The following is a 13,142-nucleotide window of genomic DNA, read 5'->3' as shown; positions in this document are numbered from 1 at the left end:
CTACTGCTGCTCGCGGCGGGCGCGGTAGGTGGCGGCGAGCTCGTCGAAGATGAACCGGCCGCCGCGCTCGAACGGCAGGTTCTCGATGCCGATCGCGGGGCCGAACTGCTCGGCCTGGATGATCTGGACGACCTTGCCGTCCAGCTTGTCCCAGGAGTCCACGCCGGCCGCCTTGAGCAGCTCGCGGATGAACGCGCCGGCGAAGCCGGTGTCGCCGGCCAGGTTGTACCCGCCCACGGACTGCGTCGAGCCGCCGAAGTCGGCGGTGAACCCCGCGGTGAAGATGCCGTGGCCCTCCTCGAACCCGAGGAACGGCTTGGTGATCTTGGCGATCTGCTTGTGCTCGACGGTGGGCATGGGGTGGGCTCCCCGGGTTCCGCGCGAAAGTGCTGTCCAGGTGCGTATGTGCGGCACGCTCACGCAGCGGGCAGGGCGTTGCCGCTGGCCTGGTTGCCCCAGGCGGCCCAGCCCGGGCGCGGGCTGCGGGCGAACATCTCCAGGCGCCGCGCGCCGGGGGTGACCCGTTCGACCAGCTCCATGAACGCCGTGGGCTTGGCCGAGTGCGCAGCCCGCGGGGCGAGGATGACGTTCGGTTCGCGCAGCTCGGAGGGGATCCTGGCCCGGCCGCGGGTGGCGTACAGGACGTGCTCGGTCGCGCCCCGGAAGTACCAGCCCATGCCGCCGCCGTGCACCGTCCCGGCCTGCGTGGTCTTGACCCAGGTGAGCACGGTCCGGAACTCGAACCCCCAGGCGGTGGCGATGTCCTCGGGGTCGAGGTCGGAGAACCTGTTGCCGAACATGCCAGGGTTGGTGAACCACAGGAACAGGTGGGCGTCGTCGTCGGCGAGGTCGCGGACCGGCAGGGCGGCGATGGCCTCGTTGGTCATGGTCGGGTACTTGCGCTCGGCCGTCACTCTCGGGCCCGCTCCCCCGGCCTTGGCTCCGGGCGCCTTCTGGTACATCCAGGGCGGGTCGGCCACGACGACCTGGAAGCCGGCGCCGGCGAGCTCGGTCAGGCCGGGGTGGGCGTCGGTGGTCGTGAAGGGGCGGTCGGCGAAGGTGGGCGGCACGCCGGGTAGATGTGCGGCCGGGGTCGCCGTGAAGGCCGTCGCCGTGTTCTGAGTAGGCGGATGCGGGCAACCGCCTGACGCACGCTCAGGCGGCGTGCGAACGGTGGCTGTGCTCGCGCACCCAGGCGGACTCGGCGCCGGGCAGCAGCTCGCCCTCGGGCAGCACCAGGTTGTCCGAGAGCACGGCGTGCTCGGTGGCGATGCGGGCGCGGTTGGCGGTGTTCGCGATCCGGTAGGCCAGCACCCGCCGGTCCGGGTAGAGCTGCTCGGCGACCACCGGCTCGTCGTCGTAGGTCAGCAGCCACCGCACCGGGGAGGCGTTGAGCACCTGCGCCATCCGCCGGTGGTCGGCAGCCGTCATGCCGTTGGTGTACAGGCCGTTGCCCTCGCGGATGTACGGCGGGTCGACGAACGCGAGCACCTCGTCCTCGACGCCCGATCCGTCAAGGTCGGCGAGCGCGGCGATCGCGTCGCCCTGCCAGAACCGGATCCGCGCACGCAGGGAGTGCACGTGCCGGATCCGGTCGGCCAGCCCGGGCCCGTTCCACCGGGAGGCCAGCGTCCACCGGCCGTTCTGGCCCTTCCCGCCGATCGGGCCGACCCGCGGGTGCACGATGCCCGAGCGGGAGCACCGGTTGAGCACGAGCGCGGCGAAGGCCAGGTCGGCCTCCAGACCGCTCTCCCCCGCGGCCAGCACCTGCCGGGCCCAGTGCCACAGGTCCAGGTCCGGGACGGTGCCCTGTACGCGGGCGGCCAGGTCCGGTCCGTCGGTCAGGATGGTGCGCCACAGCGCGGCGATCGCCGGGTGCTTCTCGACCAGCCAGACCTCCGGGACGGCGTCGGCGTCCAGCAGCGTCAGCGCGGCGCCGGCGCCGCCTGCGAAGGGCTCCAGCCAGATCTCGACGTCGAGGGTGGAGACCTGTTCGGCGAAGGCGCGCGCCAGGAACGGGGCCATGCGCGCCTTGCCTCCCGGGTAGCGCAGCGGCGAGAGGTACCGGCGGGCGCTCATCGGCTGCCGCGGGCCGCTCACCACAGGCCGACCGGGTGCTGGTAGAGCGACCCGGTGCCGGCGCGGGCGAGCTCGTCCCTCAGGCGCTGCACCCAGGCGGCGACCTCCGGGGAGGGCGCGGCCTGGTAGCGGTCGGCGGTCAGGCGGTGCAGGCGGCGGTAGGCCTCCCACGCCTCGGCCGGCCACAGCGCCAGGCGTGCACGATCCTCGCCCTGGGCGTACGTGGAGCGGGCGGCGTCGAACGTCACGAGGCACGTGTTGTGGGCGATGCGGGCGGGGTGGTCGCCCTCCGGGCGCAGGCAGATCATGCAGGTCGGCCCGAGGATCGGCGCGGTCTCGCGGCTCATGCCCTACGGATGTGCGGCGGCGTGCTTCTCGCGCGTGATCCCCCGCAGCAGTCGGGCAGCCACCGCGGCGGTCTGCGTGGTGAAGAGCCGCTCCTGATCGCCGATCCAGTCGGCGCGGATCGCGGCGCTGCTGGAGACCACGGTGACGCGCGCAGCACCCCACCGCTGCTTCCATTCCCGTCGGGTGCGTACGCCTTCGATGTCGAGGACACGACCGCACGGCATGACGACGGCGGCGTGCTCCCAGTACCGGGCCGACGCTCTGAGGTCCGTCGGGTCGGCGAAGATCATCGGCCAGCCCGTGCGCTGATGGATCGCATGCGCGAGGTGCCAGCAGTCGCCCTGGGTGTACGCCTCGATCGTGGTCGAGGAGGGCCTGTACGGCCTACGACTGAGGGTGGTCATGCCTGCCTCATGTGCGGCACCTGCAGTGCAGGCCCTGCATCGGGATCATCCAGGTCACCGTAGCGGTGCGCGCGGGTCCGGCTCGGCGTCGATCAGCAGGTCGTCCAGGTGCCGGGCGGCGCGCAGCTGCTCCGAGGGCAACCGGACGTAGCCGTCGGTGGCGCAGGCGATGGCTTCGTCCAGATGGTCGGCCAGGTCCTCGGTGGTGAGCAGCTGCAGGTACGCGCCAGGAGGAGATGCGGAGCCCGCGACCGGCGGGCTCCGCATCTGGTTCAGGTGTAGGACCGGACCGGGATCGCGGGGCCTTCGGCGGCCAGCCGCGCCAACCCGGCGCCTTCGACCGGCAGCGTTCGGGTGCGCGCGCCACCGCCGAGCAGCTGGCGGGCGGCGTAGCGGCCGAATGCGAGCCGGGCGGGCAGCTGGTCCAGCAGCGGCTCGGAGTACCGGTTCGGAAGGCCGAGGCCCACGACCCAGGCACCGGAGGCCAGCGCGGTCCGCAGGGCGGCGGCTCGCTGCGACCAGGCGAGGGCGTCGCGGTAGGGGTTCACGTCGTCCTCGATGTCGGCCAGCATCAGCAGGTCGCCACCGCGGGCTGCCCGTAGGGCGCCGTCCACGTCGGCGAGGTCTGCCAACCGGGCACCCGGGAAGGCCTCGGCCAGTGGGCCGCGGGCGCGGGCGGCCGCGATGGTCACCGTGCGACCGGCATCGGCGGCCTGCCGCGCCAGCAGGTCCCACACGGTGGCCGGCGTGCGCGCCGTGTCCCCGATCAGCAGGCCGGCGCTCAGGTCGAATGTGACCGGGTCCCCGTCGGGGTCGGCGACCAGCACCACCCCGTCGGGGTGCGCCGGTGCCTTGCTGGAGACCAGCGCGATCCGGCCGTCGGCGTAGTAGGCCGGGTCGTCCCATTCCCCCTGGTCGGTGGCTTGGGTCGCGACGATCCGGTTGCCGCCGGGGAGACGGATCTGGACGTGCTGGCCGGCCGCCCAGATGCCGGGCTCGCCAGTGGAGACCGGACGGCTCAGCCAGGGCGGAACCGGCAGCGAGGCGGGCGGGTCGGCTGGCCGGGCCGGGTCAGGCGGGCGGACCGCGGCGATGCGGGCGGGCACCCGGTTGCGGTGGGAGATGCCCAGCTCGCCCCGATCGAGCTCGTCCAGGTGGTCGGTGAACTCGGCGTCGGAGCCCCAGCCGGACCCACCGACGATGTCGTCGGCACCGCGGATCTGCTCAGCGCGGTCGATGATCGTGTAGAAGTCCTCTCCGGTGAGGTTGTTCGGGGACGACAGACCCGCGTACCGGCCGCTCGGCGAGACGGCGCGCACCCGCCACCAGCGGCGGGACTCGGCGAACTGGACCCGCTCCCCCACGGCGAGCTCGCGCACCGGCAGCGGCAAGGCGGGCCGCAGGAACTCGGTGCGCCCGCCTTCGTGCAGCACCCCGCCCCACGGCTGTGAGTAGGTGCCGCGACGCAGCTCGACCACGCCGGCGGTCTGCTGCATCCACCACGACACGTGGTCCGGAGTGTGGGGCTCGTCGAGCGAGCCGGCGCCGACCAGGATCACGGTCCGCCCGCCGCCGCGGGTCACGGCCCGGGTGAGAACCTCGGCGGCGCGCTGGGCGTCGGCGCTGCGCCGTTCCATCGGCCGCGCGGTCAGCAGTAGGCGGTCGATCTCGTACAGGCTGTCGACCACCAGCAGCGGGCCCGCCCCGTCCGTCAGAAAGGTCTGCGCCAGCTTCTCGATCCGTGCGGGGCCGTCGGCCGCGGGCGTCGTGGAGGTGTTGATCTGGGCGACCACCCCGGACCTGAGGCCGCGGCCGATCCGGTAGACGCGCCGGCCTTGTTCGAGCGCGAGGTCGAGGATCTGGTCGGCCATCGTGGTCTTGCCGGTGCCGGCGGCGCCGAGGATGCCCCAGGTGCGCCCGCCGGTGAGCGCGACGTCCTTGCCGTCGTCGGTGCGGCCCAGGACGGCGCGCAGCGGGCTCGACAGGGTGGCCCTGTGCTCGGTGGTCGCCGACCGCAGGGCGGCGGTGTAGGTGGTCCCGGCGGCGCGGGCGGCGGCTCGGGTGCGCGCCTTGGTGGCGGCGTTGCGGGTCATGGCTGCTGCTTCCCGGCACGGCTCCCGCACCGGCGCGCCTGGAGGGGGCATGACCTCGTCCGGGGCGCGATCCGTCGGACCTTGGCCCGTACAGCTCACCGGCCGTGCGGGGGCCTGGTGATCGGGCGAGCGGCGGCGCCTGCTGCCACATCGAGACTAGGTCTGGTGGCGCGCTGGCCTGTCGAGGTGAACGGCGACGCGCCGGACATCACACCTAGACGGCGGCCCCTGCGCGCGCCGAGAGAAGCTCGCGGACCGTCTCGGGGTCGAAGCGGCGGTGTCCGCCGAGCGTGCGCACCGCGATGGGCAGGGTGCCGGCCTCCACCATCCGGTCGGCGGTGGACCTGGACACGCCCAGCGCACTGGCGGCTTCGCGGAGGGTGAGCATCCCGCCGTGGGGCTCGAGCCCGAGCGCACGCCGCACGAACCGCATCTCCTCGATCGACTCGCGGATGTCGGCCATGGCGGTGTGGTTGCGGGCCTTCGGCATCGGCTCGATCCCGGCCCACCACTGGGCAGGGCCGGTCCACGAGGACACGTCGAGCATGCGGTAGTGCAGGTGCTCGTAGAGCGGGGGCAAGTGCTCCTCGACGAAGTTGAGGTCCAGGCGCAGGGAGTTGCCGGCCATGCGGGCGGTTCGCCGCTCGGGCACGAGCTGCTGCACGTACGCCAGTGCCTCCGCCGCGATGGTGGTGGTGGACTTCGTCGTCGTCGGGTCGGTGATCGCGTTCCACAGGCCGTTCGTGTCGTGCATGTCGCGCACGATGGGGTCGGCTGCGTCCCGCATCGCGGCGGACTGCTCGGCGGTGTAGCCCACGGTCGCCTCGTACCCCGTCTCCTCCAGCACGTTGAGGTCCAGGTCGGTGACGAGGATCGCGATCTGCAGCAGATGACCGCGGTGGGCGACCGTGCCTGTGGTCTCGACGTCGGTCCAGACCAGGGCCTTCTCGGGGTACGTGGCGGTGTGCGTCATGAGGTTCGTATGTGCGGCAGGCGGCTCGGGATGCCCCGGCCGGCCGCCGGCACTCGTGGTGGCGCGGCCGCGCCGGAGGGCTGAGCTGCCGGCTCCGTGCGCGCCCGCGTGCTTCGTAGATGTGCGGCAGGCGGTCCTCGCACGTGCCCGCGAGCACCACTCCCGCTGCGGCGGCCGGCGCCCCGCCCTCCGCCGCTCCGGGACGTTCCGGCGCCGAACGTCCCAAGCGCGCTGCGTGCCGCACATCTGCATGCCAGCTCGACCAAGAGGGTCGACATCCAGGAAGCGGAGCGCCATGTCGATCACCAGCAAGAAGCTCAGCACGCGAGCCACCGTCGCGATAGCCGTCACGCTGATGGCCGTGGTCGCGCCGCCGGCGGCGCTGGGCTACGACGCGTACCGCGACATGGTCACCGCGCAGCGGCAGGCCGAGGCAGCCGCCCTGCGCAGCAACGCCTTCGCCAACTGGATCGGGCGCGAGAGCGCGCGCCGCGACGCGATCACCCTGGGCCTCGCCCGCAAGGAGGCAGCCGAGGCGCGTGCTGCCACCATGGCGGCAGCGGACACTGGCCAGGGTGTCCTCGACGCGGCCCCGCACGCCGACGAGGCCCTGCGCTCCGCCCTCAGCGCGGCGGTCGAGGCAGCGCGCAGTGAGGGCGCCTCCGTCGTCGACGACCTCGACCTCGACGCCGCGCGGGCCGTGCCTGGCACGGCTGCCGCAGCGGCTCAGCTCGTCCAGAGCGCGGCCCCCGCGGTCACCGAGTCGCAGGCCGCCTGGCAGGCCGCTGAGGACGCCCGCATCGCGGCCGAAAAGGCGGCTCAGGAGGCTGCGGCCCGTGCCGCCAGTGGCCAGTCCGTCCGCACCCAGCAGGCCGTGGACCGCGTCACGGCTCCCGGCGGGACCCGGGCCGGCAGCGGCGTCGTGTGGTCGGTCAGCGTCGTCAACTCCGGCGGCCAGAGCACCGTGGACGCCTGCGGCGGCGGCCTGACCCGCTACTCCTTCGACATCGACGGCCACCCGTACCTGCCGATCCACATCCACTGCGGCGGTGGCCCGATCCTGTCGCTGCGGGTGGCCAGCTCGTCGCGATCAGCGGCGGTGGGCTGGACGGCGTCTACGAGGTGACGAACTCCCGCGACGTCTCCAAGGGCGCCAGCGCGGACGCCGCTTCGGGCCTGGGCGGGTCGGTCCTGGTCCAGACGTGCTACCGCTCCGGCGACCTCATGCGCCTGGTCGCGCTCACGAAGGTCGGCTGACCGGAACGGCGAAGCCCCCGCGCCGCGTGTGGGCCCGGGGGCTTCGCCGTGATCTGGGCTCGCGTCAGCCGATCAGCATCCGCAGCCTGTCAGCCGGGTCCATGGCGGCGACGCGACGGCTCGCGCGCGACCGCACGAGGATCAGGCCGGCGCCGAGAAGGATCGCCGCGAGGGCGCCGTAGCCGGCGAGCTGGGCCCCGGGCGACAGGCCGGTCATCTCCAGCTCGGAGCGACCGCCCGTAGCGCGGACCTCGGTCGGGTCCGAGGCCGGAGTCCCCTCCTCAGACCCGCCCTCGGGGGGCGCGGGCACCGCAGCGGTCACGTCGAGGTCGACCGACTGGGTGAAGCCCGACGTCAGGCCCGTCAGCCGCAGTGCGTGCAGGCCGACTTCCGCGTCGGCGGGGACCGTCACCTCGGCCCGCACAGCCCCGTCCGCGCCGGACGTGGCCGTGCGGAGCACGACGTCCTCGGGCAGTAGGCGCACCTCCACCTGCTCACCGGAGGCGAAGCCGACGGCGTTCACGACCAGCGCCTCGCCCTGGACGACGTCGTACTTCGGGACCTCGGGCGCCTCCTCGCTGGGGTCGGGGTCGGGGTTCCCCTGGCCGTCACCGGGGGCCGTCGGCGTCGGGCTCGGGTCCGGGATGCTGCCCGGGGAGAGGACCTGCCAGTCGAAGGCGAGCTCGTTCGACGCGACACCGTTGAGCACGGCGGTGACGCGCAGCTCGTGCTCGCCGGTGCCCAGCCCGGAGAGCGACACAGTCCGCCCTGGGGTGCCGGTGGTTCCCCCGCCGTCGAGCGACCAGTTCAGGGTCGCGTTGTCCGGTGTGACCGTGAAGGTGAAGTCCGCGGAGGTGGCCTCGGTCGCAGAAGCCGGGCCGGATGCGAGTGACACCGCTGGCACGGTGGGCGCTGGCGGTGTGATCACGTCGCCGGGTTGGCCGAGCGGGATCAGCAGGCGCCCGGTCGGGGACACCGAGACGGTGCCCGTGCCGGTCGCCGGGTCGATCCCGGCCAGCGGCACCAGTCCGTCGGTGCCGAAGTAGTCGTAGTCCACGACGTAGTCGCCGGTCGCCACCTTGTACGTGCGGGCGTAGTCGTACAGGAACTTGTTGAAGGCGTTGATCGGCACCAGGCCGTCACGGGTCGGGTCGGTGTTGCGGATCCCGAGCGAGACCGAGGCGGATGGGCCGGTCTCGCCCGCGTCGCGCACGCCGTTGAGGTTCTCGTCGACCCAGACGTCGAGCTGCAGGTCGCCCAGCTCGAGGTCGGCCGGCGCCATGCGCAGCTGCAGCGTCCGCGGGGTGAGCACGCCGGCGGCTGGGGCGAACGTCAGGTCGGTGCGCGCGACGGTGCCCGGTGCGATCCCCGAGGCGAAGTCGCCGACCTGCTGGAACCCCGCGGGGCTGACGAGCTCGACGGTGTAGGTGCCCTCGCGGATCCCGAAGAAGTACAGGTCGGCCGCGCCGTACTCGGCCGCCGGGCTGCCGGACGCGACGAGGGTCTCGCCCCGGTACAGGTTCACGATGGTCGCCTCGAGCTCGCTGGGGGTCAGCGCAGCCGTCGTCAGGAACGACGACGGCGAGACGCGCAGCCACGTGCAGGTGCCGTCGCTGGTCTCGCTCGTACTGGAGGGGCACGCGGGGTCGAGATTGATGGTCCCCGGCTCGACGAGGACGGGCGCGGCCAGGGCGGAGGCGGCGCCCGCCAGGAGGCTCGTTGCCCCGAGAACGATGGCGCCCAGCAGCGCGATCGCGCGTGCAGGCAGGCCGCGCCTACGGCGGTTGAGGGACGTCATCTGCGCTGGCTCCTGCCGTACGTGCGGTCACCCATCCCGTGGGCGTGTCACGCTTGACTGTATGTCACCCCGGCGCGCGCTGGCCGACGAATCCGCAGGTGTGTCGCTGCGTGTGCGTCCCTCGTGTAGTACACCGAGGAGGCGCGGTGGGGCCATGCCGAGCACCGCGACCGGTCGAGGCCGATCGCGGTGCTCGGCATGGGGCTGCCCCGGAGCCTGGAGCCGGGCTGGCCGTCGGTGGCCGAGCGGAGCCCAGCGTCACCGGGTGCGCGCCGTCGGGTCGTAGGGCGTGGCGTACAGCAGCGGCATGCCCGCCTCCTGCGGGGTGCGGTCCGCCTTGGCCCCGTTGCACGGGCGGCAGGCAGCGACCTGGTTCAGCCAGGAGCTCGCGCCACCGCGGGACTTGGGGTGGACGTGGTCGATGGTCTCCGGCGGCCCGCCGCAGTAGGCGCAGACCTTGTCGCGGCGCTTGATCCCGGCCTTGGAGACCGGCCCGTACCCGGTGCGGGCGTAGGCCCACCCCATCTGGACGTAGCGGACGAGACGCACGACCAGGGGGCGCGGGTACGGCCCGAACGACCCCGCCGCGGCCTCGTGCACGACGGCGACCTCGCGGACCAGCATGCGGATCGCGTGCTTGAAGTCGACGCGGTGCAGGGGCTCCAGGCCCGCGTTCAGCACGAGCACGCCGGGCGCGGCGGCCATCGTCGTCTCCTCTGGTTGGAGCCCCGACGGGGTGCCGGGGCTCGCCTGGTACATGTGCGGCAGGGCTGCACGGAGACGAGAAGAGGTCAACGACCGCGGGGATCTCGGCGCGGCACGAAGGGGGCTAGGCGATCACCCAGGGCACAGGGTGAGGCGCACCGGGCGGACCGAAGATGTCGCACATCCAGCCCCATTGGCGGGCGGCCTCCGCGGAGTCGCACCAGCCCGGACTGTGCTGGTCGGGGCTGGTCTTGCACTTGCGCCGGTACGCCTCGACGCACGCCGCATTCGACCCTCCGGTGCCGCCGCCATGGTCGTTCAACCGTCGAGCGACCTGTCCAGGCGGCGTGACGCTCGCTGCGTCGCTCAGCTCGAGCGTCACCCACCCGTCATCATCGGGGCGAGACTGCGCGCGCACCGCTGACGGGCTGACCTGCAGCACGAGGTCGCCACCGCCGGCGGGTCTGAACGTCATCACGCTGCCCTTGGTCGCGTCGAGGCGACCGAGCAGGACGATCGGTCGCTGTGGGCGGTCCGGAGTGCTCATGGCTGCCTCCTGGGTGAGGCAATCCACTGTGCTCCCGGGCGCGACGATCGGGCAAGGCCGCGACCCGCGGACGCGGACGAGCCATCTGTCGGTGGAGCTGGCGGGAGTCGAACCCGCGTCTCGGTCAGGGAAGCAGAAAGGGATCCTCACGAGCGTCACCGACCCCGGGGTTCGCGGCGCCGCCGAGGGGGTCGGAGTGCGGCGCCTGGTTCTCACGTGGGGGTGTCCCCCGCCAGCCCGCACGTGAGGCAGCCGGAGGGGCGAGTCCTGCTTGCGGCGCCCGTGCGGCTCGGGGCAGGACCGCCCGGCCGTGGACGTCACCGCTAGGCGGTGAGGGCGAAGTCGCGCTTGGCGCTTCTTGGCGTGACGACATGTTGACCGGGTGACGTCACCTGCCCGGGCTCGACCTGAACTGCTGTCCTGGGCCCGATCGAAACCGGTCAGCCCCTTGGTGGCCGCGTGGCGGCCCCGTGGTCCCCGCCGGCGTCGAACCGGCATCCTCCCGATCTTCAGTCGGGCGCTACTTCCTCCTGAGCTTGGGAACCGTGCCGGCCCGGTCGGCCGGCGGACGCCGTGGCGTCCTGGTCGGGCTGGCCGGGCTCGAACCGGCGACCTCCGCGTCCCGAACGCGGCGCGCTCCCACCTGCGCTACAGCCCGTGGGACCGGCCCGAGGGCCGGGTGGTGCTAGTCCTCGACGCGCTCGCGCCAGGCCCGGAACGCCGGGTTGGCGTACTTGGTCGCGGACTGCTCGATCTGCTCGGGGGCGGGCCACCAGCCGCTGCCCTCGGCCTGGAGCGCCACCGAGGCGGCGATGCCGGAGGCGTCCGGGATGAACAGGCCGCCGCCGGTGCGCACCGCGGTGAACGTGATGTCGGTGCCGGCGTAGGTGACGGTGCTGACGCCGCCGGAGTCCGCAGCGCTCATCACGTAGTTCATCGCGATGCCGGTGCACTCGAGGACCCCGCAGTCGCACGGCGCGAAGATCTCCAGGGCCAGCGGGTCGCCGGGGCGGCCGGTGTCCAGGATGACCCCCGGGCGGGTGCTGCGGTCCAGCTCGACCCTGATCTCCCGGACGGTGGCCTGGGAGTAGTCGACGATGGCCATGCGGTGCTCCTCGTGCTTCGCAGGTCCCGGGTGCCGCCCGGGGCGGGGCGCGCCGAGGCGACGCCGAGTCGGGATGGCGGGGCTCGAACCCACGACCTCACGGCCCCCAGCCGTGCGCGCTACCACCTGCGCCACATCCCGTTGCTGCCCCACGAGGACTCGAACCTCGGTCTCCCGGGCCAGAACCGGGTGTCCGTGCCAACTGGACCATGGGGCATCGCTCGCGGTTTGCTCGACGACCTCGTCGTCACCGGCTCGGCAGCCGGAGGGTCAGCCCCGTGGGGGCTCCGCGAATCCCTACGTCCTGGTCGTGCGGCCCGGCCGGCCGGGCCGACGTGCTCTGCCATGCCGTGCTCCGCTCGTGCTCGTGGTGCCCCCGCCGGGACTCGAACCCGGACACCCGGTGTAGGAGACCGGCGCTCTGGTCCGTTGAGCTACGGGGGCGTGGCGTGGCGTGGAGGTGCTGGCCGGATTCGAACCGGCGTAGACGGCTTTGCAGGCCGCTGCCTAGCCACTCGGCCACAGCACCGGGCCCGCCGTTGTCGGGCGGGTCAGTCGGTGGACTCCCAGACGCCGATCCCCGCAGCCTGGGCCCACAGGCGCAGGTGATCCCGCCCGCCGAGCAGCAGCTCGTGGTACACGCTCGACCACACCTGCAGCGACCAGCTGCAGGCAGCCTCGACCTGCTCGTCGGTCATGCCCGCGGGGGCCTGAGGGTCGATGCAGGCGTAGAAGGCGCCCTCGTCGAGGTCGAACTGGACCACCGCGACCCCGAACTCGACCTTGAGGACGAACGGGGCGTACAGCCACGCGCCGTCAGCGGCCCGCTGCGGGGCCCGCACCGGGGCGATCGGGGTCAGCAGGAGCTTCACCCGCGTCGGCAGCGGCGTGCCGTCGGGCGGCACCGGCAGGCCCGGGCGCGGGCAGGTGATGGAGGCCATGGCCTGCGTATGTGCGGCGCCGCGGGGCAACGACTCGTCAGCTCTTGGCGGTAGCGCATCACGCTGGTACGTTCCGAATCGGTCGAGCACAGACCCCGCTCCGAGCGCCCTGCCCGCGCAGGTCGTGACCGAGGACAAGGTGCCTAGCACCGGTGTGAAGCAGGACATCCGTCGATCCAGATCTGCCTGGGCGTGCGGCGCGGGACGAGCGACCCAGCGAACGGATCTGCGATGTCGAACCACCCGGTGAACAAGGCCCACGCTCGGCGCCTCGCGAAGGCTCTCGGCGTGAAGTACACCGTGGCGTACCGCAAGCTCGAGGACACCGACCCGAGCAGCCGCCACCAGCTCGTGGTGCTGCGTGAGGCGTTGGCCCAGATGCAGGCCCGCGCTGCCGCCCGGCCCGAGTACGTGCCGGCGCCGGATGAGCTCGAGGCCCAGGCGCTGGAACTGGCCCGCACCCGCGCGCGTCGGGAGGACCTCCCGTGGTACGAGCGGGTCGCGCAGGAGTTCGCGGCCTCGCTCCTGCTGAAGTCCCCGCAGAACGTGCTCGCGCCGCCGGACGGCGTGCTGGAGAACGTCGAGCTGGGCTGGATCTCCGCGACCGGCGCCTCGGTCGACGACCGGCAGTTCGTAGAGGCGCTGGACGACGGTGCCGAGCTGCACAACGTCACCTTCACGCTCGACGTGACGATCACGGCCCTGCTGCGCGAGTACCGACCCCGCCGGGAGCTTGAGGCCCTCGGCGTGGTGCCGCTCGCCTACTCCCCCGAGCATGCCGAGGTACGCCTTCCCGTGCAGCGGGTGCGCCTCGAGGTCGCGGGCCTCCTGGACCGCGGCAACGACGACTCCTGGGAGCAGCAGCAGGTGCTGGACTACGTCTGGCTCTAGG

Annotated in this window: 16 protein-coding genes and 6 tRNA genes; 3 read left to right on the top strand and 19 right to left on the bottom strand. The window is 73.1% G+C overall.

Translation table 11 applies throughout. The annotated features are described in order from the left end of the window. From HNR08_RS17980 to orn, 8 genes are all read right to left on the bottom strand, one after another. Entirely contained in the window at nucleotides 1-357 is a 357-nt protein-coding gene (locus HNR08_RS17980; protein WP_146839771.1) for a hypothetical protein, read from the bottom strand. A 59-nt stretch (nucleotides 358-416) separates the two neighbouring features. Continuing rightward, a complete protein-coding gene (locus HNR08_RS17975) occupies nucleotides 417-1,070 on the bottom strand; it encodes an MT-A70 family methyltransferase (protein ID WP_146839769.1) in 654 nt (217 codons plus the stop codon). 85 nt (nucleotides 1,071-1,155) lie between these two features. Continuing rightward, nucleotides 1,156-2,079: a DNA adenine methylase gene (locus HNR08_RS17970; RefSeq protein WP_183835195.1), complete on the bottom strand. Its 924-nt coding sequence runs from the start codon at nucleotides 2,077-2,079 to the stop codon at nucleotides 1,156-1,158. Nucleotides 2,080-2,096: 17 nt separating this feature from the next. Beyond that, nucleotides 2,097-2,426, bottom strand: coding sequence for a hypothetical protein (locus tag HNR08_RS17965; RefSeq protein ID WP_146839765.1), 330 nt, complete (start codon nucleotides 2,424-2,426; stop codon nucleotides 2,097-2,099). A gap of 3 nt (nucleotides 2,427-2,429) precedes the next feature. After that, nucleotides 2,430-2,831 (bottom strand): hypothetical protein, encoded by a 402-nt coding sequence (locus tag HNR08_RS17960; protein WP_146839763.1) that lies wholly within the window; start codon nucleotides 2,829-2,831, stop codon nucleotides 2,430-2,432. Between the two features lie 54 nt (nucleotides 2,832-2,885). Beyond that, the gene (locus HNR08_RS17955; protein WP_146839761.1) at nucleotides 2,886-3,098 is read right to left on the bottom strand and encodes a hypothetical protein; all 213 of its coding nucleotides are present in this window, start codon (nucleotides 3,096-3,098) and stop codon (nucleotides 2,886-2,888) included. 5 nt (nucleotides 3,099-3,103) lie between these two features. Then, nucleotides 3,104-4,924 carry an ATP-binding protein gene (locus tag HNR08_RS17950; protein ID WP_146839759.1) on the bottom strand — a complete coding sequence of 607 codons (1,821 nt, stop codon included), beginning with the start codon at nucleotides 4,922-4,924 and terminating at the stop codon, nucleotides 3,104-3,106. Between the two features lie 214 nt (nucleotides 4,925-5,138). Continuing rightward, nucleotides 5,139-5,897: an oligoribonuclease gene (gene orn / locus HNR08_RS17945; protein ID WP_183835193.1), complete on the bottom strand. Its 759-nt coding sequence runs from the start codon at nucleotides 5,895-5,897 to the stop codon at nucleotides 5,139-5,141. A gap of 295 nt (nucleotides 5,898-6,192) precedes the next feature. Between orn and HNR08_RS17940 the strand changes: the two genes are divergently transcribed. Together HNR08_RS17940 and HNR08_RS22450 are read left to right on the top strand one after the other, a co-directional pair. After that, nucleotides 6,193-7,023, top strand: coding sequence for a hypothetical protein (locus tag HNR08_RS17940; protein ID WP_146839756.1), 831 nt, complete (start codon nucleotides 6,193-6,195; stop codon nucleotides 7,021-7,023). After that, nucleotides 7,020-7,154: a hypothetical protein gene (locus HNR08_RS22450; protein WP_276509376.1), complete on the top strand. Its 135-nt coding sequence runs from the start codon at nucleotides 7,020-7,022 to the stop codon at nucleotides 7,152-7,154. Before HNR08_RS17940 ends, HNR08_RS22450 begins: the two co-directional genes overlap by 4 nt. A 64-nt stretch (nucleotides 7,155-7,218) precedes the next feature. On the opposite strand, the gene HNR08_RS17935 is transcribed toward HNR08_RS22450, so the two are convergent. From HNR08_RS17935 to HNR08_RS17885, 11 genes are all read right to left on the bottom strand, one after another. Further along, nucleotides 7,219-8,952 carry a hypothetical protein gene (locus HNR08_RS17935; RefSeq protein WP_146839754.1) on the bottom strand — a complete coding sequence of 578 codons (1,734 nt, stop codon included), beginning with the start codon at nucleotides 8,950-8,952 and terminating at the stop codon, nucleotides 7,219-7,221. A 258-nt stretch (nucleotides 8,953-9,210) separates the two neighbouring features. Then, a complete protein-coding gene (locus tag HNR08_RS17930) occupies nucleotides 9,211-9,657 on the bottom strand; it encodes an HNH endonuclease (protein ID WP_146839752.1) in 447 nt (148 codons plus the stop codon). Between the two features lie 124 nt (nucleotides 9,658-9,781). Then, nucleotides 9,782-10,204 (bottom strand): hypothetical protein, encoded by a 423-nt coding sequence (locus HNR08_RS17925; protein WP_146839750.1) that lies wholly within the window; start codon nucleotides 10,202-10,204, stop codon nucleotides 9,782-9,784. Nucleotides 10,205-10,675: 471 nt separating this feature from the next. Further along, nucleotides 10,676-10,749: transfer RNA gene (locus HNR08_RS17920), tRNA-Phe, on the bottom strand. A 37-nt stretch (nucleotides 10,750-10,786) separates the two neighbouring features. Continuing rightward, nucleotides 10,787-10,862, bottom strand: a tRNA-Pro gene (locus HNR08_RS17915). Between the two features lie 27 nt (nucleotides 10,863-10,889). After that, entirely contained in the window at nucleotides 10,890-11,309 is a 420-nt protein-coding gene (locus HNR08_RS17910; protein ID WP_146839749.1) for a hypothetical protein, read from the bottom strand. Nucleotides 11,310-11,377: 68 nt separating this feature from the next. Beyond that, nucleotides 11,378-11,450: transfer RNA gene (locus tag HNR08_RS17905), tRNA-Pro, on the bottom strand. 3 nt (nucleotides 11,451-11,453) lie between these two features. Then, a tRNA-Gln gene (locus HNR08_RS17900) sits at nucleotides 11,454-11,526 on the bottom strand. A gap of 151 nt (nucleotides 11,527-11,677) precedes the next feature. Next, nucleotides 11,678-11,753 (bottom strand) — tRNA-Arg (locus tag HNR08_RS17895). 11 nt (nucleotides 11,754-11,764) lie between these two features. Next, a tRNA-Cys gene (locus tag HNR08_RS17890) sits at nucleotides 11,765-11,838 on the bottom strand. 22 nt (nucleotides 11,839-11,860) lie between these two features. Continuing rightward, nucleotides 11,861-12,250, bottom strand: a complete 390-nt coding sequence (locus HNR08_RS17885; RefSeq protein ID WP_146839747.1) for a hypothetical protein — start codon at nucleotides 12,248-12,250, stop codon at nucleotides 11,861-11,863. 231 nt (nucleotides 12,251-12,481) lie between these two features. Here HNR08_RS17885 and HNR08_RS17880 point away from each other — a divergent pair, with 231 nt between their 5' ends. Further along, a complete protein-coding gene (locus tag HNR08_RS17880; protein WP_146839745.1) occupies nucleotides 12,482-13,141 on the top strand; it encodes a hypothetical protein in 660 nt (219 codons plus the stop codon). Nucleotide 13,142 lies beyond the last annotated feature (1 nt).

The organism is Cellulomonas hominis (genome assembly GCF_014201095.1).
Taxonomy (GTDB): Bacteria; Actinomycetota; Actinomycetes; order Actinomycetales; family Cellulomonadaceae; genus Cellulomonas; species Cellulomonas hominis.
Note: the sequence above shows the minus strand (reverse complement) of the source record. Positions and strands in the feature narration are given on the sequence as shown.

Bases quoted from the DNA above. Each gene is read 5' to 3' on its own strand.
- HNR08_RS17980 (WP_146839771.1), bottom strand. From the start codon at position 357: ATGCCCACCGTCGAGCACAAGCAGATCGCCAAGATCACCAAGCCGTTC.
- HNR08_RS17970 (WP_183835195.1), bottom strand. From the start codon at position 2,079: ATGAGCGCCCGCCGGTACCTCTCGCCGCTGCGCTACCCGGGAGGCAAG.
- HNR08_RS17965 (WP_146839765.1), bottom strand. From the start codon at position 2,426: ATGAGCCGCGAGACCGCGCCGATCCTCGGGCCGACCTGCATGATCTGC.
- HNR08_RS17960 (WP_146839763.1), bottom strand. From the start codon at position 2,831: ATGACCACCCTCAGTCGTAGGCCGTACAGGCCCTCCTCGACCACGATC.
- HNR08_RS17955 (WP_146839761.1), bottom strand. From the start codon at position 3,098: ATGCGGAGCCCGCCGGTCGCGGGCTCCGCATCTCCTCCTGGCGCGTAC.
- HNR08_RS17950 (WP_146839759.1), bottom strand. From the start codon at position 4,924: ATGACCCGCAACGCCGCCACCAAGGCGCGCACCCGAGCCGCCGCCCGC.
- orn (WP_183835193.1), bottom strand. From the start codon at position 5,897: ATGACGCACACCGCCACGTACCCCGAGAAGGCCCTGGTCTGGACCGAC.
- HNR08_RS17940 (WP_146839756.1), top strand. From the start codon at position 6,193: ATGTCGATCACCAGCAAGAAGCTCAGCACGCGAGCCACCGTCGCGATA.
- HNR08_RS17935 (WP_146839754.1), bottom strand. From the start codon at position 8,952: ATGACGTCCCTCAACCGCCGTAGGCGCGGCCTGCCTGCACGCGCGATC.
- HNR08_RS17930 (WP_146839752.1), bottom strand. From the start codon at position 9,657: ATGGCCGCCGCGCCCGGCGTGCTCGTGCTGAACGCGGGCCTGGAGCCC.
- HNR08_RS17925 (WP_146839750.1), bottom strand. From the start codon at position 10,204: ATGAGCACTCCGGACCGCCCACAGCGACCGATCGTCCTGCTCGGTCGC.
- HNR08_RS17910 (WP_146839749.1), bottom strand. From the start codon at position 11,309: ATGGCCATCGTCGACTACTCCCAGGCCACCGTCCGGGAGATCAGGGTC.
- HNR08_RS17885 (WP_146839747.1), bottom strand. From the start codon at position 12,250: ATGGCCTCCATCACCTGCCCGCGCCCGGGCCTGCCGGTGCCGCCCGAC.
- HNR08_RS17880 (WP_146839745.1), top strand. From the start codon at position 12,482: ATGTCGAACCACCCGGTGAACAAGGCCCACGCTCGGCGCCTCGCGAAG.